Below are 22,192 nucleotides of genomic sequence, written 5' to 3'. Positions count from 1 at the left end.
CCGTTTTGAATCGACGAGCCCGGTCGGGCTCAAGGAGGTGGTGAAAATGGCGGTTCCGAAGCTCGTGGTAAACGAGATGTTCGGACCCACCTAACGCCATACAAGGCGAAGGGCCTTCCACCGGAAGGTCGTGTGCGTTCCTCCGTCTCGGCGGCTGCAATCTGACCTGCCGCTGGTGCGACACACCGTACACGTGGGACTGGAAGGGCGAGTCGGACACCGGCATCGCCTACCGTGCGGCGGACGAGCTGCACGCGATGACCGTCACCGAGGTCACCGAGCGACTGCTCGGCTTCGGTGTCGACCTGATCGTCATATCGGGCGGTGAACCGCTCAGCCAGCAGGACCGGGTACTGCCCGTGATCCAAGCCCTCGGAGAACACCGGGTGGCGGTCGAGTTCGAGACCAACGGCACCCTGGAGCCGTGCGACGCGCTGGTGGCGACCGGGGCCCGTTTCAACGTGTCTCCCAAACTCGCGCACTCGGGAGTCGCCGAGGAGCGGCGCATCGTTCCGCAGGCTCTGCGACGGTTCGCCCAACTGCCCTGGGTCTCCTTCAAGTTCGTGTGCGGCGACACCGGCGATCTGGCGGAGGTCGATGAACTGGTGCGCCGGTTCGATCTCAAGAACGTGTGGGTCATGCCCAGGGGGCAGTCCCCCGAGGAGATCGACTCGGGAATGCGCACGCTCGCCGAAGAAGTGACGGCACGCAAGTGGAATCTGTCCGGACGGCTGCATGTCAACGTGTGGGGAAGTAGACGGGGTGTCTGAGTGAGCAGCAGCATCGAAGTACTGACCGAGGACCTGGCCCTGCTGCAAGGGGAGGACAGGGACCCATTGGAGTCGATCGCCCGCCAGCTGCTGGTCGCGATCGGCGAGGATCCGGACCGTGAGGGGCTCCAGGAGACGCCGGCCCGTTACGCGCGGTGGTGGCGCGAGTTCACCGGGTACGACCCCGGGAGCGTGGACACCCTCTTCGAGACCACGGCGAGCGGCAGCCTGGTCGCCGTCTCCGGCATCAGCGTGTGGTCGCTGTGCGAGCACCACCTGCTGCCGTTCTCCTGCCGGATCACCATCGGCTATCTCCCCAGGCAGAAGATGCTGGGCCTCAGCAAGTTCGCCCGGATCGCGCACCAGCACGCCCACAAGCTGCAGTCGCAGGAGCAACTGTCGCAGCAGATCGCCGACGACATCGAGCGGCTCACCGGCTCGCCCGACGTGGCGGTCGTCGGCCGCGGCGAGCACCTGTGCATGGCGATGCGCGGCATCCGCACGCCCGCCACCATGACCACCGCCGTGTGGCGTGGTGCGCTCAAGGACGCCGCGCTGCGCAGTGAACTCATCGCGCTCACCAACGACCGCACCTGCTGAAGAAAGGACACGGCATGCGGATCTCCGAACCCAGGCGGACCGGACTGAGCTTCGACGACGTCCTGTTCGTGCCCCGGCGCACCTCGCTGACCAGCAGGCGGCAGGCCGACACCAGCAGTGAACTGCTGCCCGGCCTGACCCTGAGGGTGCCGGTCATCTCGGCCAACACCCAGTGGTGCACCGGCAACCGGATGGCCGCGGCGATGGCGCGACAGGGCGGCCTCGGCATCCTGCACCGGATGCAGACCGTCGAACAGCAGGTCGAACAGCTGGACGCGGTCAAGGCCGTACAGGTCGACGGCGAGCAGGCCGAGAGTGCCACACTCGACGCCTCGGGGCGGCTGCTGGCCGGCGCGGCCGTCGGCGGCACCGGCGACTGGCGCGAGCGCGCGGCCCAACTGGTCGCGCACGGCGTGGACATCCTGCTGGTGGACGTCGCGCACGGGCACAGCGACCAGGTGATCGACACCGTCAAGGAACTGCACTCCACGTATCCCGGCACCCCGCTCATCGCGGGCAACGTGGCCACGGCTGAGGGCGTACGGGATCTGGCGGCGGCCGGTGCCCAGTCGGTGAAGGTGGGGATCGGGCCGGGCGGCGTGTGCACCACGCGGCTGGTCGCGGGCACCGGCGTGCCGCAGCTGACCGCCGTCATGGACTGTGCCGACGCGGCCGCGGAGGCCGGGGTGACCATCATCGCCGACGGCGGCATCCGGCAGGCCGGTGACATCGCCAAGGCCCTCGCGGCCGGGGCGCACGCGGTGATGCTGGGCTCGGCGCTCGCGGGCGCGGACGAGAGCGAGGCCACCCCGGTGGAGCGGGACGGCCGCCACTACCGGGTCAGTAACGGCTTCGTCTCCCTCGGCATGGAGCTCACCCTGCGCAGGGCGGCCGGCGGCACGGTCACCCAGGAGGAGCTGCACGACTATGTGCCGGAGGGCGTCGAGGCGACCTTCCCGGCCTCCGGGTCGCTGACCCGTGCGCTGCGGCAGCTGGTGGGTGGCGTGCAGTCCGCGATGAGCTACTCGGGCGCCCGCGACCTGGGTGCCTTCCGCGCGCAGGCCGAGTTCATCCGGGTGACCGCCGCGGGCCGCGCGGAGAACGTGCCGCACGCACGCGAACGCTCGGTGCAGATCGACACCGACCATGCCGCGAAGGCGGTGGCGGGATGAGCGGGACTCAGGCCACCGCGCAGGACGCCGTGGCGGGCGAGCGGCCCGGCATGTGGACCAGGCAGGGCCCCTACCTGCTCGACATGGCCACCTTCGGGCAACTCCTGGAGGACATCGCGGACGAGGTACGGGCCGTCGGCTTCGTGCCGGACGCCGTGCTCGCCGTGGCCCGCGGCGGGCTCGCGGCGGGTGGGTATCTGACCTGCGCGCTGGACGTGCCGGTGATGCACACCCTGCGGGTGCGCCGAACTGCCGACGACAGCCGGTACGCCGCGAAACAGCGGCCCGTCGTCGACGGCCCGCCACCCGTCGGACTGAGCGCCGGCGACAAAGTGCTGGTCGTCGACGACATCGTGGGCACGGGCGCGACCGCCGACACGGTCCTGGAGTTCCTGGCCGCCGCCGGGATCGCCCGGCAGGACGTGCGGTTCGCTGCGGTGGTACGCAACCACCGCAGCGGCTACGAACCCGACCACTGCCCGGCGGTCGTCGACGACTGGATCGTCTTCCCCTGGGAGACGGCCCGGGAGGCCACGGACAACTGCCGTCCGTTCCCGGCCGCGGCACGGGTGCGCCGGTGAGCCGCGGACCGGGCGGCGGCTTCCCGGGCAGCGGGCTGGCCCGGGCGGCCGACGCCGCCGCACTCGGGCTGCCCGGCTGCTACGACGCCGTCGACCTGTACACGTACGACCGGCGGATCAGCAGCCGGGTCGAGGTCGCGCAGACGCTCGCCGGGATCGAGAAGGAGCACGGGGCCCGGCCGACGGTGGTGTTCACGGACATCGCCGAGCGGCCGGGGTCCGGGGTGCTGTGCCACCCGTATCCGAGGGAGGTGCTCCTGGCCGCGTTGGACACGACGGAGGAGAAGCATCTTCCCGAGATGTCCCGGCGGCTCGCCGGGCCCGTCCCGCCGCCCGGTACCGCCGCCCGGCCTGCCGTGGCGCGGCGGGAGTTGCCCGGGCTGCTGGACGACCTGCCGATCCTCCGGCACCGGCCGTCCGATGCCGGGCCGTACATCACGGCCGGGGTCGGCGTGACCACGCGGCCCGACGGCAGCGGCGTCAACCTGGGCTTCTACCGCACCCAGGTGGTTGGCCCCGACGAGGCGCGGATCTTCCTGGACCCGCGCACCGACGGGCACCGCAATCTGCTCGCCTGGCTGGAGACCGGCCGCCCCATGCCGATCTCCCTGTTCCTCGGCGCCGACCCGGCGCTGACCGTGGTGGCCGCCTCGCGGCTGCCGGCCGAGGGCGACGACTACGAGATCGCGGCGCGGCTCCTCGGCCGCTCGCTCGGCGTGGGCGGTTTTCCGCCGGTGCCTGACGACGCCACCCATGTCGTCACCGGGTTCGTCGAGGAACGGGACGAGGTCGAGGGGCCGTTCGGCGAGTTCAAGGGCTACTACGCCGAAGCGCGGCGCAGCAATGTCCTCACCGTCACCGGGGTGTCGGCCACGCCGGGTGCGCCGTGGCCGACGATCGTGGCGGGAGCCCGGTCGGGGCTGACCCTGATGAGTTTCCAGAACGAGTACCTGATGTACGCCCATCTGCAGGGCCTCGGGTATCCGATCAGGTCCGTGCACTACTCGATCAGGGCGCGGGGCGAGTTCCTGGCGTACATCGAAACGGACGCGCCGAGCCAGGAATTGGTGCGCGAGGCGATGGCCTTCGACGTACGCTCCAAGGTGGTCATCTGCGGTCCCGACCTCGCCAACCCAGGTCAGGCACTGGCCACTTACGGCTTCACCACCCGGACCGAGCCCTACTACCGCAAGGGCCGGGTGGAGGGGGAACGGATCGGACTGGCCCTGGTGATCCCACCGGACGGCTGGCCGACCGAGTACTGAACACCGCACCGACACCGCACCGAACGAGGACTGCACGACGATGGACCGATTCGCACGAGCGCTGCCCGCGGCCCTGCTGGTGATCCCCGGGCCGGACGGCACCGTGACCTTCATCCGCCAGCTCAAGGGGCCGTACGCGGACAACTGGCTGCTGCCCGGAGGTGGTATCGAGCCGGGCGAACCGGCGGAGGCGGCGGCGCGGCGGGAGGCGCTCGAGGAGACCGGCATCGCCGTGCGGTCCTGTTCGCTGTTCGCCGTCTACGAGTTCACCGGCATCTGGGAGAAGGGGGGCTATCACCTGCTGATGTTCGCCTTCCTGGCCGACGGTGCCTACGCGCTGCGGCCCGGATTCGCCGGGGACAACGTCGGTGCGATCCGGCAGGCCCGGATCGGTGAGATCGACATGCACTCCACAGATCTGCAGATCCTCACCGACGCCGGGCTGGCCTCCTACGACAAGGAGACCGTTGCCCGGGCGCTGGCCGCGGACGGCATCACGATGCACGCGCACCGGGTGGCTTCGACCGCCCGGTGCGGTGCGCCGTGAGCGACGGGTCCGCTGCCAGGGTCCGGCAGGTGCTCTGCCGGCAGCCGATCGTCAGCCGTGCCGCACGCAGCCCCAGGGCCAATGCCTCCTTGGGGCTCGCACCCCGTACGAGGTGGACGACGAACGCGGACGCCAGGGCGTCGCCGGCCCCGGTGTCGTCGGCGCAGGGCCCAGCCTCGGCGGGCAGGGTCAGCGGTACGGGCTGCTCGGTGGAGGCGACGGTGGCACCGGCCGCACCCGCCGTCACCACGACGACGCGGGGTCCGAGCCCGAGCAGGCGCTGCGCCTGCTCGGCCGGGGTGGCCCGCCGTCCGGTGAGTGCCTCGGCCTCACGGGCGTTGAGCAGCAGCACGTCGTACAGCGGCAGCAGATGGGCGCGCGGGCCGAAGTCCCCTTGCCGGGTGGGCAGACAGCACATCGGTGTCCCGTTGTTCCTGGCCTCCCCCGACACCCAGGTGAGCAGGTCCTCGTCGAGCCCGCCCTCGGCGACCACAGCCTTCGCCGTTGCGACGGTCCGGGCGAGGGCGGGTCCGGCGAGGGACTTGGCGGCGGCCGGGTCGGGCAGCGCTATGCGGGAGGTGATCTGCCGTCCCTCCACGTCGAGCAGGACGTCCCAGCGGCCTGTCCCGTCGGCGGTACGCAGCACGTGGAGCCCTACGCCGAGGTCGGTCAGCTCCGCCTCGATGTCCGCGGCGTCCTGACCGAACCCGGACAGGCCGGCGAAGACCGCACGGGCTCCGAGCCGGGCCGCGTTGACCCCGATGTTGCGGCCGACTCCGCCGTAGTGCCGTTGCACGCCCCAGAGTTCGGCCCCGCCCAGGGTGCCGGTGGCGAAGTACTTGCGGTCCACCACGAGCGAGCCCAGCACGAGCACGTCACACCCCACGGAATGACCCCCGGAAATCGAAGAGAGAGGAAAGGCATTGATGACAGAGGATACCGAAGTCGCCAGTCGGGGCAAGGGAATTGAATCGGCCTCGAAAGAACTCACGGACAGGCGCGAGACTCGCGCGTTCCGGTGGAAGTTCTGCCTAATTTATCTGGCCGGTGTCTTCGCCGCCACAAGTATGGGGAAAATGACGCCGATATCTGTGGCGCTGCGCGCGGACCTCTCTCTTTCCCTGACCCAAGTAGCATTGCTGACCTCAATGGTTACCGCGGTCGCAGCCGTACTGGGTCTGTTCGTCAGTTATCTGCTCCGGCCGCTGCCGCCGCACCACATGCTGGTCGCGGGGCTCGTGGTGATGGGGCTCGCCGGACTGTTCTGCGCCCGGACCGACAGCTTCGGCGCGATGCTGGGCGGCCGACTGGCGGAGAGCGTGGGGTACGTCGTCGTGGTGATCGTCGCCCCGGTCCTGCTGTTCGCGCTGGGCGACGGCAGGCGACTGACCGGCGCGCTGGCGATCTGGGGGACGTTCATGCCGGTGGGTCTGGCGCTCGGCTCCTTCGCGGGCGGAGTGCTGTCCGCGTGGCTCGACTGGCGGGGCTGGCTGACGGTGGCCGCGGTGGCGACGCTGGTGGTCGCGGCGGGTGCCACCCGGCTGCCGGCGGTGGCGGTGGCGACGCGGGCGGACGCGACGAGGCCGGGGAGCCAGGACCGGGCGGCGCGGGTGCGGCGGCTCGCACGTCCCGCCTCGCTGGCCGCCGGGTTCGCGACGGTCAGCGGGTCGATCGTCGCCTGCGTCACCCTCTACCCCACCTATCTGCACGAGGAGTTCGGCCTGTCCACCGAGTCGGCCGGTGCTCTGACCGGGGTGGTGTCGCTGGCCGGAGTGGCCGGTGGGTTCCTTGCGAGCTGGCTGCTGGTGCGGGGCGTCAGCACGACGTACCTCTTCCTGGTCTCGCTGTTGATGCCGGCGGGGGCCTTCGCCGCCTTCGCCGGGGCGGGGGGACTCGGGCTGTCGGTGGGCAGCGCCTTCGTCGTCGCGCTCGCCAACGAACTGGTGGTGGCAACGGTGTTCGCGGCGGTGCCGCTGGCTGTGCGTGCCGCCTCCGACCTCGGTGCCGCCAACGGTCTGATAGCCCAGTTGGGAAGTATCGGAGCACTGGCCACACCGCCCCTGGTCGGGCTCGCGGTGACGGCGGTCGACGGCTGGTGGGCCGTGGGCCCCTGTCTGCTGGCAGTGTGCGTGGCGGGCCTGGTGCTGTTGCAGATTGCCGTGCGGCAGTCGGCGCACGGCGACACGAGCGTGAAGGAGGCGGCATGACCGTCGAGTACGTGATCTTCGACTGGGCGGGCACCCTCACCCCGTGGCACACGGTGGACCTGCCGGGCATCTGGCAGGAGACCGCGGCCTCGCTGGACGGGGTCGGCGCGCGGGAGGCGCCCGAGGTGGGCGAGAGGCTGTTGCGAGCCGAGGCGGAGCTGATGGCGCGCTGCCGCGAGACTCAGTGCTCGGCCCGGCTCGACGAGGTCTTCGAACGCGCCGGGGTGACGCCCACACCACGGGCCCTGTCGGCCTACCAGCAGGCCTGGGAAGCACACACCCTGATCGACCCGCAGGCCCCGGAGACGCTGGAGGGGCTGCGCGAGCGGGGCCTGGGCATCGGCGTGCTCTCCAACACCCTGTGGCCGGCCGACTGGCACGACGAGATCTTCGAGCGGGACGGGGTACTGGGCCACGTCGACGCCACCGTCTACTCCAGCGAGGTGGCGTGGACCAAGCCGCACCCGGACATCTTCGCCGCGATGGTGGCGAAGCTGGGCGCGGTGTCGGCGGGTGCCTGCGCATTCGTCGGGGACCGGGCCTTCGAGGACGTGTACGGGGCTCAGCAGGCCGGAATGCGGACCATTCTGGTGCCGCACAGCAGCATTCCGGAGCAGGAATTGGGAACGCGGGACGCGATGCCGGACGCGGTGGTCAGAACGTTGAAGGACGTATTGACCGTGGTGGACGATTGGAACCGGCCTGAGCGATGAATTCGGGAACTCTCCGAAATCAATTGCTGTCCGTCGCGGTCCGGACCGGACCGGACCGCGACGGACACGCCGACGCGCAGAGCGAGGGTGTTGGCGAAGAAGCCAACCAGCGGCTGCAGTTCGGTCATGGTGCGGCCCGCGACAGGGGTTCCGACGGTGATGTCCCGCTGGCCGCTGGAGTGAGCCATCAGCACGTCGAACCCGGCGAGCAGCACCATGGACGGCGTCCCGCCCTCGCGGCGGGCGAGTTCGGTGGCGGACCGGGACAACTCCGGGCTCCAGCGCATCTCGTGGCGTGCGCCTCAGAAGCTCTGCACCGCGGGCCGCGACCGGTCGGTCGGCAGCGCCAGCACGGGCACGTCTGTCGGCGTCCACTTCCGGTAGCCGAGCCGGGAGTCCGGCTCGGCGCCCTTGAGCCACGAACGCTGTCAGCGCGTGTGGTCGGCGTACGTGAGCGGGATCGGCTTCAGCGGTGAGGGCTCACCCTGGCGGAAGGCGCCGCAGAGGACGACGAGTTCGCCGAGCACGATGGAACCGGCCGGCCGTCCGAGACCGCGTGGTGCAGGGTCATCGTGAATACGTGCGCGTCCGCCGCGAGGCACAGCGGCCTGCAGCGCAACAGGGGTCCTTCGCCCAGGTCGAAGGGGGTACGAGCCTCCCGGTCCACGCGTTCGCCGACGAGCGCCCCCTGCTCCGCCTCCCCGTCCGGGTGCACCTCCTCGACGGGCATCTTCCGGGCCGGCAGGATCGCCCGCTTCGGCTCGCCGTCCACTGAGGGGAAGTACGTCCGCAGCCCGTCGCGACGGGCCCACAGCGCCGTGAACGCCTGCCCCGGCACGGCCCGGTCGAGCATGCCGTCCAGCCATAGGGCGATGGGCATGTTGCAGAACGAGCTGTCCTCCGCGAGCCGACTCAGGAAGCAGAGCCTGCCCTGCGCATACGACAGGTGCGCGGCGTGGGCACGACCCGCGGCCGCTTCGGCGCGACGCCGAGACCCTCGGTCCTCGCCGCGAGGTCCGCCGGGGACGACGACCGCAGGAACTCCCGCAGGGGGATGTCCGGACCCAGCGCGTCCCGCAGCCGGGCGACGGCCCGTGTCGCCACCAGCGAATGCCCGCCGAGTGCGAGGAAGTCGGCGTCCCTCCCGACCTCGGGCAGTCCGAGTACCTGCCCCCGGACCTCGGCGACGGTCCGCTCGAGCGGTGTCCTGGGCAGGTCCGCCACACCGTCCGGTACAGCGCTGTCGGCGCCCGTGGGGTGGGGGAAGGCGGGCCAGTCGATCTCGCCGTCGGAGGTACGCGTGCGCTCACCGGCGACGAGTGCGGGCAGGTCCGCCGTACGGCGGACCTGCCGCTCGAACTCCTTGTGTACGCACCGCCCGACGAACGGCACCGGCCCGTCGGCGGCGCGCCAGGCCCCCTCGATCCGCCGGGTCTCCTCGTCAGGGAGGAGGGGGACCTGTCCGACGGCCGTACCGGGCTCGGCGGCGAGGTGCCCCAACAGCGTGCCGAAGCGCCGGACCAGCTCGGTCACGGTCGTCGGGGCGAAGAGGTCGGTGGCGTACTCGAGTGTGCCGTGCAGTTCGCCCGCACTGTCCGGCCACAGCTCCAGCGTCAGGTCGTACTTCGCCGTACCGGTGTGGTGGTCGACGGTGGTGACCCGCAGTCCACCGATCGCGTCGTCCATGGCCCGGTCGTCCAGCAGTGCGAAGCTCACCTGGGCTATGGGCGCATGGGCGGGACTGCGGGCGAGCGCCTCCTGGGTCACGTCGCGGACCCGGCCGACGAGTTCGCTGAAGGCGGGGTTGCCCGAGGTGTCCACCCTGAGGGCGATGGAGTTCACGAAGAAGCCGACCACGTTCTGGATCTCGTCCTGCGGCCGGTTCGCGACGGGCGTCGCGACCGTGACCTCGCCCTGCGTGGAACAACGGGACAACAGCGTGGAGAAGGCCGCGAGCAGCACCGTGAACGGGGTCGCCTGCTCGGCGCGGGCGACCTCCCGCACCGCCGGCCAGATGCCCGAGGGCAGCGTGAACCGGTGCAGCGTGCCGCGGAAACTCTGCACCGCGGCCCTCGGCCAGTCGATCGGCAGGTCGACGGTTGCGGGCGCCCTCCGCAGCGTCCGCCGCCAGTAGTCGAGCTGCGGAGCGAGTTCTTCATCGCGCCTCGGCTCGGCCTCCCAGGCCGTGTGGTCGGCGTACTCCACCCGCAGCGGCTCGAGTTCGGCCTCGGCGCCCCGGACACCGGCCGTGTAGAGCTTCATCAGCTCGTCGATCACCAAGCTCATGGACAAGCCGTCGCACACGCTGTGATGGATGACGAGGAGCAGGACGTGCTCCGCAGGGTCGCACTGGAAGAGCCGGACGCGGGCGAGCGGCCCGTGTTCGAACGGGAACGGCCGAGCGGCCTCGGCCTCCAGCGCCGCGACGAGTCCCGCCCCTGCGCCCGCGTCGTCCATCAGGACAACGGGCGTGAGGTCCTCCTCGATCTCCGGCAGGATCCGCCGCACCGGGCTGCCGCCGGGGGCCGGGAACACTGTCCGCAGCGACTCGTGCTGTGCGAACACCTGGCGCACCGCTGTCTGCAGCACCTCGGACTTGAGTGGACCGGTGAGCCGCAGCGCCACGGACAGGTCGAAGACCGCGCTGCCCGGGCTGAGCTGGTCCATGTACCACAGGCGTCGTTGTGCGGCCGACACCTCGAACCGGCCGTCGCGGGGCACGGGGACGACGGAGTCGCCGGTCCGGGCGCCGCGTCCGGCGAGGCGCTTGGCCACAAGCGCCCGTTTCGCGGGGGACATGGCATCGAGACGTGCGTGCGGGACGGCCTGCCGCGCAGGGCAGGTGGCGCTCATCGGACGGATTCCTTCTCGGACGACGCGGTCCGCGCCATGTGGGCGACCAGGCTCAGCGGTCGCATGTCTGTCCAGTTCGTGTTGATGAAGTGAATGCAGGAAGCACAGTCGGCGGCACTGTGGGAAACCGTCCAACCGTCCGGCACCTGAACGGACTCGGGCCACAGCGAATGCTGGCCTTCGGCGTTCACCACCACGAAGAAACGACCATTCGGGTCGTCGATGGAATTCGACATCACGCCTCACTCTTTAAGCTGGGTTCTTTTCTCGATGAGCAGCACGTCGACCGATTGTGGGGAAGGGACCCGAGCGGAGTCCGCGGAGTCAGTCCCACGCCCAGTTGTCGGGCGCCGCCTGCGCGGTGTCCTGAACGGAGACTTCCTGACCGGTCGACGCGGAGTCGGCCTCGGTCGCCTGCGCGGCGGAAATCACGGGAAGGGTGAAAATCACGGAGAGGACCGTCACTCCGAATGCCCTCTTGATACGACGACTCATCTCAACCTCACAGTTTTCGGGCGTGCCGAAGCAGGGCGAACCGGAGCGCGACATCACAGAGAGGGAAATTGCGTCCTTCCGGAGGCCCTCGCCTTCGTGGGAAGGCAGATCCGGTCGACTCACTAGAGCCTGACCGAGAGCAGGCCCCGTGTCAGCGATCTCCGATGGCAGGTGGCGGACATGGCCTACACAGGCCAACCGGGAGCACCGAACGCGCTGCCGGCCGCTCCGTGTCATGACCTGGCGGGCGGGCCCGGCGGTTGTGTTCGCCACTGGGGCGGGCTGGCCCGTTCTTCCCGCGACCATGCCTGTACCGGCACGCAGTTCACCTTCCCTCAAGTTTCACGAACTCTCAGGAATGAGCCGATATTCATCGCAACGGGCCTGCCCGACCAGGCCGTCAAAGCCCTTGGTCATGGGGGTGGTTGAGGAGGCGCTCCGGACCGGTCCCCTCACATCCGCGGACCGTTTCCACGACTTCGGCGGCCTGTCGCTGACAGCCATACGGAGCTGGATCCGCACTCACAAAGAGACCGGTGTGGAGATCGCTCCCCGGGCGCTGCTCGACAGTGGCACGATCGGCGAGTCCGCCGACGAGGTGGCCGTCCGGAAAAACAATCTTCCGCAAACCGTTCGATGGAGGAAGTGGCCCTGATCCAGGCGGCGGTGAGGCGGTGAGGCATCATGCACGGCTCACTCCCGACGATGTCGCCCTGGTCGGCGGGGACGAACGCGTCAGTTGCGCGGATCTCGACGCCGCGTCCGACGTCCTTGCTCCGGGATTGCGTGGCCAGGAGACCGGCTTCGCTCTCGTCCCGGTCGACCTCGTCAGCAAATCCGTGGTCGAACTGTCACTCATGCCTGAAGCGACTTCCGGCACCTTCCATCTGGCCGGCGGCCGGAGTCTCAAGCCGGCGACGGCGGCGAACTGGCTGCGCGGCATCGGGTACCGGATCACGGAATCATCGTTGACCGCCTGGCGGGACACGCCGTCCCAGGACGAAACGAACGCGGCCTTCCCGCTGCTCTCCTCATCTCACCGGGGGAAAGCTCGGAATGAGGGCTGCCTCCCCCTCGTTCGACGCGGAAAACGCCTGGGACGCTGCGGAAGCGCGGAATCAGCCTGCCAGAGACGAACAGGGAGTATTTCGCCGCGCGGGTTCACGCGTTTGCGAGGGAAGGGTTCTTCCCGCCCCACGCTGAGGGAGCGCGCTGAGCGCATGACGGCAGTGGTGGTCCAGGGCACACCTGGCCGGCTCAACCGACCTCGAACCCACCGTCGTCCGGCTGGAACGGGGCCTCTGACACCGCCCACACGGCGAGCGCCAGATCCGCCGTGCAGGAGGCTATCCGCCAGCCCCCGAACCAGATCCGGTCGAGCCACTCCGTCCAGGCGGCGGCGGCCAGTTTCTCGGCCTCCAGCAGGCTGATGGCCACCACGAATGTCATGGCCATCAATAAGGGCGGACTGGCGACGAGGCTGACGTGTTCCACTCCCGGCTGCGCATCACACCGGATCCGTTCGGATGCCATATCACAGAGCTGCTGAGCAGTTCCAGAGGCGGCCTGCCGATCCGGCTGAAGAACAACCTTGATGGCGAACATTCGAATAACATACGCATCTGTGAGCCCGTGGACAGGCCACAGGACAGGCCGCTTGCGGACATGACATTGAGATGCCACCGCACCGTTACATCCGCGGGGACGACCTCTGCGACCTCAAGAGCGGTGCCATGTCGTGTGTCAAGTGTGAGACCCCGATCACTCATGTTGATCAGAACATGCCTGTCAGTATGATGCGGCAGAACCGCGGCTATCTACTCGCCGCGGAAACGGGGGGATACCGTAATGCTGGAAAACGTCGGGCTGGCTACAAGGGATCAGAACGTCTACCGCACACTTCTGCTCCATCCGAGGTGGAAAATAGACGACATACAGCAGCATCTCGGCCTGCCGGAGGAAGAGGTCCGCACGGCACTCGACCGGCTCGCCTCGCTGTCCCTGCTGCGCCCCAGCACGGACGTCAATAGCTTCGTCACCACCAACCCCGAGATCGAACTCAAGCCCGTCTTCGAGCGCATGGAGGCCGAGCTCGACGAGCAGCGGGCCAAGCTCTTCCGTGACCGGGCGATGGCGGCGGCACTGGCCGCCGATTACACGGCGCTGCGTCTCCAGACGGGAGCGCAGGGCCTGGAACGCATCGAGGGCCTCGACAACGTTCGCATCCGTCTTCAGGAACTCGCCCGGAGCGCCACCTCCGAGGTCCGGGCATTCATGCCCGGCGGCGCTCTGAGCCCGGGGGCGCTGGAGGCTGCTCGCCCCCTGGACGAGAACACCCTGGCACGTGGTGTGCGCATGCAGACGATCCATCTGGACAGCGTGCGCAACGACCATCCCACGGTGGAATACGCCACATGGTTCACAGCGCGGGGAGGCCAGACACGTACGGTCCCCTCGCTGCCCATGCGCCTGATCCTGTGCGACCGCTCCATCGCCGTCATTCCGGTGAACCGGGAAGCCAGCCAGGAGGGCGCATTCGTCATCCACCTCTCCAGCGTGGTCGCGGCCCTCAGCGATCTGTTCGACCTTGTCTGGGACCGCGCCACCCCGCTCGGCGACGTCCCCGTCCTCCACTGCGACGGGCCCAGCGACCGCGATCTGACGATCCTGAAGATGCTGGAGGACGGCTTCACCGACGAGGGCATCGCGCGCAAGCTGGGCATCTCCATCCGCACGGTCCGCCGGCTGATGGCGGACCTGCTCAGGAGGCTCAACGCCCAGAGCCGCTTCCAGGCCGGCGCCGAAGCCGTACGCCTGGGCTGGCTCTGACGCCCCACGGGCAAGGGCCGGCCGGGCGGCGAGCCTCGGCCAGTCAGGTGGATGGCACCCGACGTGTCCCGCGAAAGGGCACGTTCGTCCTCGTCGATGTACCGCTCGCGGCGGAGACCCACGCCACTCCGGGCCAGACGTTGGTCCAGGTTCGTACGCGAGTGGCGGCGGCCCTTCGCGGGCCGGGCGATCGACGAGCGCGTGGCTCTCCTCGACACCGGCGTGCCCGTAGTGCACGGCTCGCTCGAGCCACCGGGGCCAGCAGGTCGGCCGCCACCTCCGGCTTCCCGGCTGCGGCTGCATTCCGTTACGCCGGGACGGCGGTCTTCTCGGGCTTGGCCCCGACCGGGATGCGATGCGGCCCCTCTCGGTCGTCCCGACCGGCCACGCCGAAACCGAACAGCACGGCCGCCGCGAGACCGACGGCCGTCATCACCCGGCCCCGGGTCGGGCCCACGTCGCCCTGAGCGTCGTCATACAGGATCGAACGGGTGCCGCCGGTGATCTGCCGCAGCGGTTCGAACTTCGCGAGGAAGCGGCGGAAGCCGGGCAGCGCCTCCGTATGCGGCGAAGCTCGAGAAGCCGGCGGTTCGCCGATCGGCCCGGGAGTCTGGCCGATCGGCCGACGCGGTCGCGCGAGAGGGCGCCTAGCGTCGTACCTACCGAGCCACCGCACTTCGAGGGGAATGTTCGATGGACCAGCAAGGGACGACCGCAGCACACGCCGACGCCACGGCCGTGGTCGGAGCGACCACAGAGTTCGAGCCGGACGTCATGGACCTGCTCGTGGAGACGCTGCGTCGTGCGGTCAGGTTCGAGTTGCCGACTGTGGGGACGGACACCCTGCTCGGCGCGCTGGTCATGGGGGACACGGACGCCGGTGCGGCGATCGCCCCGGGGATGCGGAAGGCCGGTGCGCTCAGCGGCGTGATCTCCGGCCGGGCGGGCGGTGGTTGGGTGAGTGACGACGAGGCGCGCGGTGTGCCGGTCGCGGCCGGTGCGGAAGCCGATGGGGCGGAGGCCGACGCCGCGTGGTGCGAGGCACGGTGGCGCTTCGGCCTCGGTTCGCGTGGATCGGCTTCGGAGAGCGGTCGGGAGCTGCCCGGGATGACCGGGGCGATGCGCGCGTGCCTGCTGCTCGCGCTCAGGTCGGCCCGCGCCGAGGGGACGATCTCGGTGCGCTGCCGCCATGTGGCCCGTGCCCTGCTCGACCTGCCGGGCGGCAGGGCGCAGGAAGCCCTGCTGCTGCAGAGGCTGGATCCGGCCGCCGCGGCAGCCGCGCTCGACGGAATCGACGCGAGCGCCCTGGCGGAGACCGAGGGGCCGGAATCCCGCGGCGTCACCCTTCTCCGCCGGGCCGGAACGCTGGGCAGGGACGGCAACCGCCTGACACGGGCGCTGACTTCGTGGACCTCCGGAACCTCCGTGAACGGCTCACCGGTGCTGTTCGCGGTGTCCGTCGAGGCCGTCCGGCAAGCGGTACGTTGCGGGCGCGCGGCGGCGGAGCCGGTGGATCTTCTGCTGGGAGTACTGGCCCTGGACCGGGCGCTGTCCGTAGCCGGGCGCGCGCTTCCCGGGAGTCTGAGGACAGCCAACGCTGCTGCGGCCCTGATGCGTCGGCACGGCATACGGCAGGATTCCCTGGTCTCCTCGGCCTCGGCGATCCCGTCCCCCGCTGTTCCCGACGGCGATGGCGTCAGCGACGGCAACAGCGTGCGGCTGTCGGCCGCCGCCAAGCGGATCATGGCGGTCGCACGGCTGTCCGCCGCCGAGCACGGTTCGCCCACGGTCGGCACGGTCCACCTGTTGTCCGCGCTGCTCGACGCGTCGGCGACGGATGCGGACGCCGGGGACGGTGCCACGGTCGTACGGCTGCTGGCTGCCGGTCAGGTGGATGTGGCCGCGCTGCGGGCAGAGTTGAGCCTCCGGCCGGCCGTATGACACCCGAGGCCCGCCGTGCGGCGACCGTCACCGCCACGGTTACCTTTCCTCCCGGGAGATCTACGGGGGTGGGACAGGGGTGATCATGAGTCAGGTGACCGATGACGCAGCGCCGCCGCGCCCGTCCGTACGGCTGGGGCGCACACTTGCCGGTGTGGCTCGGTGGGTGCGCGGCGAGACGGCCGAGAGCTGGGCCGGGGTATGTGCCGCCGGGTGCCGTACGGTCGTCGCAGAGGCGCTGGTCTGTGCCCTGGTGGCAGCCTTCTGCCTGTTGCCGCTGCTGCTCGCGCCCCCGGAACGGCCGGTGTCGGCGGTACTGGAGGGGGTGTGGGCGGCGCTCATCGTCCCCGCTCGGCGCGGTCGGCCGGTCGCCGCCGTGCTGTGCGCCTCACTGCTGCTCGTGGGCGCAAACGTATGGACGCTGGCGGTGGTGCCGTTGATCGTGCTGTCCGCCACCCGTCGTATCGCACCGACACGGCGTGTGTGGCAGGCCGCCGGGGTGGCCTGCGCCGCCGTCGGTGTCCTGACCGTCGCCTCTGCTCTGGTCCACTCCGATGCCCTGCTGTTGGAACTGGCCGGCAACTCGGTCTCAGTGGTGCTGCTTCTGCTGCTCCCCGCCCTGGCCGGGACCCTGCTGGGGCGGCGGCGGCCCCTGGTCAGCCTGCTGCGGGAACGCAACGCCTATCTGGAACAGACCCGCACGCTGACCGCCGAGGCCGCCCGAGCGGAGGAACGGACCCGGATCGCCGGAGAGATGCACGATCTCCTGGGCCACCGGCTGAGCCTGATCTCCGTGCACGCCGGGGCACTTGAGCTCGCCACCGCGCGACAGGCACCCGCCCTCGTCGCACAGGCCGAGCTGCTGCGCACGACCGCCGGTACGGCCATGGGGGAACTGCGCGAGATCCTCGGTGTCCTGCGGCACGTGGACGTCATGGAACCGACGGACAGGACCGGGGACGAGAGGGGAACGCGGGGCGACATCACCGGTCTGGTGACGGAGTCTCGGCAGACAGGCAGCACCGTCGAGCTGGACTGGTCCGTTCCCGACACGGCCGAAGTGGGCCTCGCCACCCGTCAGGCGATCCACCGCGTGGTCCGCGAAGGGCTGACGAACGTGCTGAAGCACGCGTCCGGCGCCCCCACCAAGGTGGAGGTCAAAGGAACGGACAGGGGGATCGAGGTGTCCGTCACCAACGAGGCACCGCGCACGGCGGGCAACTCCCAGGGGGGAAGCCACAGCGGACTCGCCGGCTGCCATGAACGGATCTCGTTGCTCGGCGGCACGTTCGAAGCGGGCGCCTTGATGAACGGCGGTTTCCGCATGGCGGCTCGACTGCCCGCCCAGCGGATCAACACCCGTGAATTCGCCGCGCCCGAGAGGGTCTTGACGGGAACTCCGCCGGACACGGCCCGTCTTCCCTCCGGCGGCATCGGGCCGGAAGGGTCCCGTGCCCCGTTGTCGGACGAGATCCTGACCTGGCCGCGGGTCCTGGGATCGGGCTGTGTGGCGCTGCTCGTGGTCCTGCCGACCGTGGGCTTCCTCGTCGTACTCCTGACGACGGCGGTCCTAAGATGAGCTGATGATCCGAGTCCTGATCGCCGACGACGAGGCACTGATGCGTGCGGGAATCCGGATGATCCTGGAGAACGCCGAGGACATCGAGGTGGTCGCCGAGGCGGGCGACGGTCTGGAAGCCGCCGCTGCATGCCGCACCCAGGACATCGACGTCGCTCTCCTCGACATCCAGATGCCTACCCGGGACGGAATCGCGGCCGCCGAGGACATCGCCCGGCTCTCGCCCCGCACCTGTGTCGTGATGCTGACGGCGTTCGGCGAGGAAGCGAGCGTGACGCGCGCCCTGCGGGCCGGGGCGAGCGGATTCCTCCTCAAGGACACCGGCCCCGTCGAACTGATCCGCGCCGTCCAGCTCGCCGCGAAAGGTGAACCGGTGCTGGCACCCAGGATCACCCGGCAGTTGCTGGAACGGCATGTACGGTCCGGCCGGGACACCGAGGCCGCTCTGCGCAGGACCGATGAACTGACCCCGGCCGAACGGGATGTCCTGCGGCTGCTCGGCACGGGCCTGTCCAACGCGGAGATCGCCGATCAGCTGTATCTGAGCGCCGGCACGGTCAAGGCGCACATCAGCCGGATCCTCACCCGCACCGGCTGCGCCAACCGCGTACAGGCCGCCGTTCTCGCACACGACGCCGGCCTGCTCACCGATCGTTGAGCCGGCCCGGCGAGAGTCGTTCGGCGGGTGTCCGCACCGCGCATTGCCCGACCGTCGTCGAACCGGATCCTCACAGCCCGGCGGACACCGCGATCACGTGCTTGCCCACGCTGCCGCCGCGCTCGAACGCCTGGTGCGCGGCGGGGATGTCCGCGAGCGGGTGGATCTCGTCGACCACCGCGCGCAGTGCACCCGAAGTGACGTGGCCGGCCAGATCGCGCAGCATGGCGGCATCGGGATTCGCGCTGAAGGTACGGATGCGGCGGGCGCCGTAGACGGTGGATGCCGCGATCGCGGCCAGGGCCGGGGCCGACAGACCGACGGTGACCATCCGGCCTCCCTTCGCCAGCCGTCCTCGGTAGCAGTGCAGTTCCGTGCCCACGGTGTCGACGATGACGTCGAACGGCCCGATCCGGTCCGAGGTGGTGGAGCCGTAGTCGAGGACCTCGTCGGCGCCCAGACCGGTGAGGACCGTGGCGTGGCGGTCCCGGGCCAGCGCGGTCACATGGCAGCCGAGCGCATGCGCCAGCTGCACGGCGGCCGTGCCGACTCCGCCCGCCGCGCCCCGTATCAGGACCCGTTCCCCGCTCACCAGGTGCACGCTGTCGCGCAGCGCTGTCAGCGCGGTCGTGCCCGCGACCACGAGTGAGGCCGCGTCAGTCGATGAGAGGCCGGCCGGAACGGGCGCGACGCGGTCCGCGGGGACCACGACGTACTCGGCCGCCCCACCGACGGTGTGCCGCTGCCGCGGGTGCACCGTGCCCCACACACGTTCGCCGGCCCGGACCCCCTCCACACCGTCGCCGGTCGCGGCGACCGTGCCCGCGAAGTCCAGCCCCACGCCGATCGGGAAGCTGCGACCCGACATGAACTTCAACTCCCCGGCGCGGACGATCACATCGTGCCCGTTCACACTGGACGCTTCGACCGCCACCAGAACCTCACCCGCACCCGGAGCCGGGCGGTCCACGTCGTTGACCCGCAGGACGTCCGGGGCACCGTAACTCGTGATCTGAGCGGCCTTCATGTCGCTGTTCCTCTCGTGGACGGCTGTCGTTGGTCCGATCATGGGCCCCGCCGGCGGTTTCACGGTCGTTCGCCTTTTCCTGGGACTGGCAGACCCACCCTCACAGGCCGCGCCCCGGGCATACTGCTGCCGTGACCGACGACCTCCTCGCACTCACCGACCACCCTGACCCCCGACGTGAACTCGCCGAGTTCCTACGGACCCGCCGTACCCGGCTGCGGCCGCAGGACGTCGGTCTGGAACCCGGCCCGAGACGGCGCGTCGCCGGGCTGCGGCGTGAGGAACTGGCCCTGTTGGCCGGGGTGAGCGCGGACTACTACCAGCGCATGGAGCAGGGACGCGACGTACGGCCCTCCGAGCAGGTCCTGGACGCCCTCGCGCGCGCCCTCAACTTCTCCGCGGAGGAGTCCCGGCACCTGCACAGCCTCGCCGCCGCCGCACGCACCCCCGCCCACCGACCGCGCCAGTACGTGCCGGAGGAGGTACCGCCCACCACGCTGCGGCTGTTGCGCACCATGACCTCGCCCGCCGTGGTCATCGGCCGCTTCCTGGACGTACTGGCCTGGAACCCGCTGGCCGGTGCCCTGTTGGGCGAGTTCGCCCAGCGGCCTCGGACCGAGCGGAACCTGCTTGCCCTGCTGCTGCACCCGGAGGCCGACCAGGCATGCCCGGAACGGGCAGCCACCGTCGGCGAGTTGACCGCGATGCTGCGCGCGCAGGTCGCCGCCGATCCGGGGCACCCGCGCGCCGTGCAGCTGGTGGGTGAACTCGCGGTGCACAGCGCCGAGTTCGCCACGATATGGGCTCGCCACGACGTGGCGGAGACCACACGCGGCCGGATGCGCGTCAATCACCCGCTGGTCGGGGAACTGAACCTGGACTGGGACGCCTACCCGATGCCCGGCGCTCCCGGCCCCGTGGTGATCGTCTACACCGCCGAGGAGGGCGGACCCGACGACGAGCGCCTCCAGCTGCTCGCCGGCCTGGTCAACACCACTGACCCGTCCTCGACTTCCGCCTGACGGCGCACCGAATCCGGACCGATGATCAGCGTGGCACCCCGGCTCCCCGGCACGGGCTCGCCGAGTGCTGTTCAGGGCCTCGGAACGTTGCGCAGGTTGGCCCTGGCCAGGTCGAGCATCTTGCCCACGCCCCCGTTGAGCACCGTCCTGCCTGCCGAGAAGGCGAATCCCTTCACCTGTTCGCCGGAGATGTGCGGCGGGATCGACAGTGCGTTGGGGTCGGTGACCAGATCCACCAGACACGGCCCGTCGTACGCCAGCGCCTCCCGCAGGCCTTCGCGGATCCGGCCGGGCTTCTCGATGCGGATCGAGTGGATTCCGACCCCTGCGGCGATGGCGGCGTAGTCCACCGGCTCGTGGTCGGTCTCGTAGTCGGGCATGCCGTCGACCATCATCTCCAGCTTGACCATGCCGAGGGAGGAGTTGTTGAAGACGATCGTCTTCACCGGCAGGTTGTGCAGTTTGACGGTGAGCAGTTCGCCCATGAGCATGCCGAGTCCGCCGTCACCCGACATCGAGATCACCTGACGGCCGGGGTAGGCGAACTGGGCGCCGATGGCGTGCGGGAGAGCATTCGCCATGGTGCCGTGCAGGAACGAACCGATCACGCGGCGGCGGCCGTTGGGAGTGAGGTAGCGGGCCGCCCACACGTTGCACATGCCGGTGTCGACGGTGAACACCGCGTCGTCGTCGGCGAGTTCGTCGAGGACCGACGCCGGATACTCGGGGTGGATCGGCACCTGGTGCTCGACGTCACGGGTGTAGGCGGAGACCACGTTCTCCAGGGACTTGGCATGGTGGTGCAGGGTCCGGTCCAGGTACGAGCGGTCACGCTTCGTCTCCACCAGCGGCAGCGCCGCGCGCAGCGTCTCCCCCACGTCGCCGTGCACGCCCAGCTCCAGCTCGGTCCGGCGCCCGATCCGCGCCGCGTCGTGGTCGATCTGCACGGTGCGGGCCTGCGGCAGGAAGTCGTCGTACGGGAAGTCGGTGCCCAGCAGTACCACGAGGTCGGCCTCGTGCATCGCGTCGTAGCAGGCGCCGTAGCCGAGCAGCCCGCTCATGCCGACGTCGTACGGATTGTCGTACTGGATCCACTCCTTGCCGCGCAGGGTGTGCCCGACCGGCGCGTGCACCCGGCCCGCGAGTTCCATCACCTCGGCGTGGGCATCCCGTACGCCGGCACCGCAGAAGAGCATCACCTTCTGGGCCGAGTTGAGCTTCGCCGCGAGGTCACGCACCTGCTCGGCGGGCGGTACGACCCTGCCGTGGGCGGTGACGAAGCTGCTCGTTCCGGTGGGGTTGGCGGCGGGCGCGTGGGACAGGTCGCCGGGCATGACGAGCACCGACACCCCCTTGTCGGACAGCGCGCGCTGTACGGCGATCCGTACCATCCGCGGCATCTGTGACGGCTGGCTCACCATTTCGCAGTACTGACTGCACTCGGTGAACAGCCGCTCCGGATGTGTCTCCTGGAAGAATCCGGTGCCGATCTGCTTCGACGGGATGTGCGAGGCGATCGCGAGCACCGGGGCGCCGGAGCGGTTCGCGTCGTACAGCCCCTGGATCAGGTGGGTGTTGCCCGGACCGCAGCTGCCCGCGCACACCGCGAGCCGCCCGGTCAGCTGCGCCTCGGCCGCAGCGGCCAACGCCGCCGCCTCCTCGTTGCGCACATGGATCCACTCGATGCCTTCGGTACGCCGGATGGCATCCACGACCGGATTGAGGCTGTCGCCGACGACGCCGTAGATGCGTTCCACCCCTGCTTGTCGCAGGACATCGATCAACTGCTGTGCCACGGTCGGGTTACGCATCGCGGGCCTCCTTGAACGGGTTGCTCGGCAGTACTGGTTCCGGCCCGCGCCGGGAAGCCCGGTCACCACACAGTCACAGTCACCGGCGCGGGCGGTGCGGGTCAGGTCCGCCCTGATACCCG

Annotated in this window: 23 protein-coding genes and 1 pseudogene; 14 read left to right on the top strand and 10 right to left on the bottom strand. The window is 70.2% G+C overall.

What is annotated here, in order from left to right; translation table 11 throughout:
* The first annotated feature begins 98 nt into the window (after nucleotides 1-98).
* Genes G3I71_RS21735 through G3I71_RS21710 form a run of 6 tightly spaced genes read left to right on the top strand, consistent with a single transcriptional unit; the run spans nucleotide 99 to nucleotide 4,935 of the window.
* Complete coding sequence (locus G3I71_RS21735) at nucleotides 99-770, top strand: 7-carboxy-7-deazaguanine synthase QueE (RefSeq protein ID WP_343243029.1); 672 nt, start codon at nucleotides 99-101, stop codon at nucleotides 768-770.
* A complete protein-coding gene (folE, locus tag G3I71_RS21730) occupies nucleotides 771-1,370 on the top strand; it encodes a GTP cyclohydrolase I FolE (RefSeq protein WP_343243028.1) in 600 nt (199 codons plus the stop codon).
* A gap of 14 nt (nucleotides 1,371-1,384) precedes the next feature.
* A complete protein-coding gene (locus tag G3I71_RS21725) occupies nucleotides 1,385-2,542 on the top strand; it encodes an IMP dehydrogenase (protein WP_203730988.1) in 1,158 nt (385 codons plus the stop codon).
* Nucleotides 2,539-3,123 carry a phosphoribosyltransferase gene (locus G3I71_RS21720; RefSeq protein ID WP_164316500.1) on the top strand — a complete coding sequence of 195 codons (585 nt, stop codon included), beginning with the start codon at nucleotides 2,539-2,541 and terminating at the stop codon, nucleotides 3,121-3,123. Before G3I71_RS21725 ends, G3I71_RS21720 begins: the two co-directional genes overlap by 4 nt.
* Entirely contained in the window at nucleotides 3,120-4,388 is a 1,269-nt protein-coding gene (locus tag G3I71_RS21715; RefSeq protein ID WP_164316499.1) for a UbiD family decarboxylase, read from the top strand. Before G3I71_RS21720 ends, G3I71_RS21715 begins: the two co-directional genes overlap by 4 nt.
* 40 nt (nucleotides 4,389-4,428) lie before the next feature.
* Nucleotides 4,429-4,935 (top strand): NUDIX domain-containing protein, encoded by a 507-nt coding sequence (locus G3I71_RS21710; protein ID WP_164316498.1) that lies wholly within the window; start codon nucleotides 4,429-4,431, stop codon nucleotides 4,933-4,935.
* Here G3I71_RS21710 and G3I71_RS21705 read toward each other — a convergent pair.
* On the bottom strand, nucleotides 4,883-5,809 hold the full coding sequence (locus G3I71_RS21705; protein ID WP_164316497.1) for a PfkB family carbohydrate kinase: 927 nt from the start codon (nucleotides 5,807-5,809) through the stop codon (nucleotides 4,883-4,885). The genes G3I71_RS21710 and G3I71_RS21705 overlap by 53 nt on opposite strands.
* 52 nt (nucleotides 5,810-5,861) lie before the next feature.
* Here G3I71_RS21705 and G3I71_RS21700 point away from each other — a divergent pair, with 52 nt between their 5' ends.
* The gene (locus tag G3I71_RS21700) at nucleotides 5,862-7,142 is read left to right on the top strand and encodes an MFS transporter (protein ID WP_275409247.1); all 1,281 of its coding nucleotides are present in this window, start codon (nucleotides 5,862-5,864) and stop codon (nucleotides 7,140-7,142) included.
* Nucleotides 7,139-7,855: an HAD family hydrolase gene (locus G3I71_RS21695; protein WP_164316495.1), complete on the top strand. Its 717-nt coding sequence runs from the start codon at nucleotides 7,139-7,141 to the stop codon at nucleotides 7,853-7,855. Before G3I71_RS21700 ends, G3I71_RS21695 begins: the two co-directional genes overlap by 4 nt.
* A 125-nt stretch (nucleotides 7,856-7,980) precedes the next feature.
* On the opposite strand, the pseudogene G3I71_RS52935 reads toward G3I71_RS21695, so the two are convergent.
* Nucleotides 7,981-8,142 (bottom strand): annotated as a pseudogene (locus tag G3I71_RS52935) (hypothetical protein); the annotation flags it as partial.
* Between G3I71_RS52935 and G3I71_RS21685 the strand changes: the two are divergent.
* Complete coding sequence (locus tag G3I71_RS21685) at nucleotides 8,072-8,239, top strand: hypothetical protein (RefSeq protein WP_164316407.1); 168 nt, start codon at nucleotides 8,072-8,074, stop codon at nucleotides 8,237-8,239. The pseudogene G3I71_RS52935 and the gene G3I71_RS21685 overlap by 71 nt on opposite strands.
* A gap of 82 nt (nucleotides 8,240-8,321) precedes the next feature.
* Here G3I71_RS21685 and G3I71_RS21680 read toward each other — a convergent pair whose 3' ends face one another.
* The 5 genes from G3I71_RS21680 to G3I71_RS21660 form a co-directional block, all read right to left on the bottom strand.
* Complete coding sequence (locus G3I71_RS21680; RefSeq protein ID WP_239149285.1) at nucleotides 8,322-8,771, bottom strand: condensation domain-containing protein; 450 nt, start codon at nucleotides 8,769-8,771, stop codon at nucleotides 8,322-8,324.
* A complete protein-coding gene (locus G3I71_RS21675; protein ID WP_164316493.1) occupies nucleotides 8,768-10,708 on the bottom strand; it encodes a condensation domain-containing protein in 1,941 nt (646 codons plus the stop codon). The genes G3I71_RS21680 and G3I71_RS21675 overlap by 4 nt, the downstream gene beginning before the upstream one ends.
* Nucleotides 10,705-10,944 (bottom strand): MbtH family NRPS accessory protein, encoded by a 240-nt coding sequence (locus G3I71_RS21670; RefSeq protein ID WP_203730986.1) that lies wholly within the window; start codon nucleotides 10,942-10,944, stop codon nucleotides 10,705-10,707. Before G3I71_RS21670 ends, G3I71_RS21675 begins: the two co-directional genes overlap by 4 nt.
* Before the next feature lie 88 nt (nucleotides 10,945-11,032).
* Nucleotides 11,033-11,257: a hypothetical protein gene (locus G3I71_RS21665; protein WP_164316491.1), complete on the bottom strand. Its 225-nt coding sequence runs from the start codon at nucleotides 11,255-11,257 to the stop codon at nucleotides 11,033-11,035.
* Nucleotides 11,258-12,460: 1,203 nt separating this feature from the next.
* A complete protein-coding gene (locus G3I71_RS21660) occupies nucleotides 12,461-12,808 on the bottom strand; it encodes a hypothetical protein (RefSeq protein WP_164316490.1) in 348 nt (115 codons plus the stop codon).
* Nucleotides 12,809-13,051: 243 nt separating this feature from the next.
* Between G3I71_RS21660 and G3I71_RS21655 the strand changes: the two genes are divergently transcribed.
* Nucleotides 13,052-14,032: a helix-turn-helix domain-containing protein gene (locus tag G3I71_RS21655; RefSeq protein ID WP_164316489.1), complete on the top strand. Its 981-nt coding sequence runs from the start codon at nucleotides 13,052-13,054 to the stop codon at nucleotides 14,030-14,032.
* Nucleotides 14,033-14,339: 307 nt separating this feature from the next.
* Here G3I71_RS21655 and G3I71_RS51260 read toward each other — a convergent pair whose 3' ends face one another.
* The gene (locus G3I71_RS51260; RefSeq protein ID WP_239149272.1) at nucleotides 14,340-14,489 is read right to left on the bottom strand and encodes a hypothetical protein; all 150 of its coding nucleotides are present in this window, start codon (nucleotides 14,487-14,489) and stop codon (nucleotides 14,340-14,342) included.
* Nucleotides 14,490-14,725: 236 nt separating this feature from the next.
* Between G3I71_RS51260 and G3I71_RS21645 the strand changes: the two genes are divergently transcribed.
* The 3 genes from G3I71_RS21645 to G3I71_RS21635 all read left to right on the top strand — a co-directional run bounded on the left by G3I71_RS21645 (nucleotide 14,726) and on the right by G3I71_RS21635 (nucleotide 18,210).
* Complete coding sequence (locus tag G3I71_RS21645) at nucleotides 14,726-15,973, top strand: hypothetical protein (protein WP_164316488.1); 1,248 nt, start codon at nucleotides 14,726-14,728, stop codon at nucleotides 15,971-15,973.
* Between the two features lie 94 nt (nucleotides 15,974-16,067).
* On the top strand, nucleotides 16,068-17,552 hold the full coding sequence (locus G3I71_RS21640; RefSeq protein ID WP_343243027.1) for a histidine kinase: 1,485 nt from the start codon (nucleotides 16,068-16,070) through the stop codon (nucleotides 17,550-17,552).
* A gap of 4 nt (nucleotides 17,553-17,556) precedes the next feature.
* The gene (locus tag G3I71_RS21635; RefSeq protein ID WP_164316486.1) at nucleotides 17,557-18,210 is read left to right on the top strand and encodes a response regulator transcription factor; all 654 of its coding nucleotides are present in this window, start codon (nucleotides 17,557-17,559) and stop codon (nucleotides 18,208-18,210) included.
* Between the two features lie 70 nt (nucleotides 18,211-18,280).
* On the opposite strand, the gene G3I71_RS21630 is transcribed toward G3I71_RS21635, so the two are convergent.
* Nucleotides 18,281-19,237 carry an NAD(P)-dependent alcohol dehydrogenase gene (locus G3I71_RS21630; protein WP_164316485.1) on the bottom strand — a complete coding sequence of 319 codons (957 nt, stop codon included), beginning with the start codon at nucleotides 19,235-19,237 and terminating at the stop codon, nucleotides 18,281-18,283.
* 131 nt (nucleotides 19,238-19,368) lie between these two features.
* On the opposite strand from G3I71_RS21630, the gene G3I71_RS21625 reads away from it, so the two are divergent.
* Nucleotides 19,369-20,259 carry a helix-turn-helix transcriptional regulator gene (locus tag G3I71_RS21625; RefSeq protein WP_164316484.1) on the top strand — a complete coding sequence of 297 codons (891 nt, stop codon included), beginning with the start codon at nucleotides 19,369-19,371 and terminating at the stop codon, nucleotides 20,257-20,259.
* Nucleotides 20,260-20,330: 71 nt separating this feature from the next.
* On the opposite strand, the gene G3I71_RS21620 is transcribed toward G3I71_RS21625, so the two are convergent.
* Nucleotides 20,331-22,070, bottom strand: coding sequence for a pyruvate dehydrogenase (locus tag G3I71_RS21620; RefSeq protein ID WP_164316483.1), 1,740 nt, complete (start codon nucleotides 22,068-22,070; stop codon nucleotides 20,331-20,333).
* Between the last annotated feature and the right edge of the window lie 122 nt (nucleotides 22,071-22,192).

This window comes from Streptomyces sp. SID12501 (assembly GCF_010550245.1).
Taxonomy (GTDB): domain Bacteria; phylum Actinomycetota; class Actinomycetes; order Streptomycetales; family Streptomycetaceae; genus Streptomyces.
Note: the sequence above shows the minus strand (reverse complement) of the source record. Positions and strands in the feature narration are given on the sequence as shown.

Coding starts and splice junctions, on each gene's coding strand:
- G3I71_RS21725 (WP_203730988.1), top strand. CDS start 1,385: ATGCGGATCTCCGAACCCAGGCGGACCGGACTGAGCTTCGACGACGTC.
- G3I71_RS21720 (WP_164316500.1), top strand. CDS start 2,539: ATGAGCGGGACTCAGGCCACCGCGCAGGACGCCGTGGCGGGCGAGCGG.
- G3I71_RS21710 (WP_164316498.1), top strand. CDS start 4,429: ATGGACCGATTCGCACGAGCGCTGCCCGCGGCCCTGCTGGTGATCCCC.
- G3I71_RS21700 (WP_275409247.1), top strand. CDS start 5,862: ATGACAGAGGATACCGAAGTCGCCAGTCGGGGCAAGGGAATTGAATCG.
- G3I71_RS21695 (WP_164316495.1), top strand. CDS start 7,139: ATGACCGTCGAGTACGTGATCTTCGACTGGGCGGGCACCCTCACCCCG.
- G3I71_RS21685 (WP_164316407.1), top strand. CDS start 8,072: ATGGACGGCGTCCCGCCCTCGCGGCGGGCGAGTTCGGTGGCGGACCGG.
- G3I71_RS21675 (WP_164316493.1), bottom strand. CDS start 10,708: ATGAGCGCCACCTGCCCTGCGCGGCAGGCCGTCCCGCACGCACGTCTC.
- G3I71_RS21670 (WP_203730986.1), bottom strand. CDS start 10,944: ATGTCGAATTCCATCGACGACCCGAATGGTCGTTTCTTCGTGGTGGTG.
- G3I71_RS21665 (WP_164316491.1), bottom strand. CDS start 11,257: ATGTCGCGCTCCGGTTCGCCCTGCTTCGGCACGCCCGAAAACTGTGAG.
- G3I71_RS21660 (WP_164316490.1), bottom strand. CDS start 12,808: ATGTTCGCCATCAAGGTTGTTCTTCAGCCGGATCGGCAGGCCGCCTCT.
- G3I71_RS21655 (WP_164316489.1), top strand. CDS start 13,052: ATGCTGGAAAACGTCGGGCTGGCTACAAGGGATCAGAACGTCTACCGC.
- G3I71_RS21645 (WP_164316488.1), top strand. CDS start 14,726: ATGGACCAGCAAGGGACGACCGCAGCACACGCCGACGCCACGGCCGTG.
- G3I71_RS21635 (WP_164316486.1), top strand. CDS start 17,557: ATGATCCGAGTCCTGATCGCCGACGACGAGGCACTGATGCGTGCGGGA.
- G3I71_RS21630 (WP_164316485.1), bottom strand. CDS start 19,237: ATGAAGGCCGCTCAGATCACGAGTTACGGTGCCCCGGACGTCCTGCGG.
- G3I71_RS21620 (WP_164316483.1), bottom strand. CDS start 22,070: ATGCGTAACCCGACCGTGGCACAGCAGTTGATCGATGTCCTGCGACAA.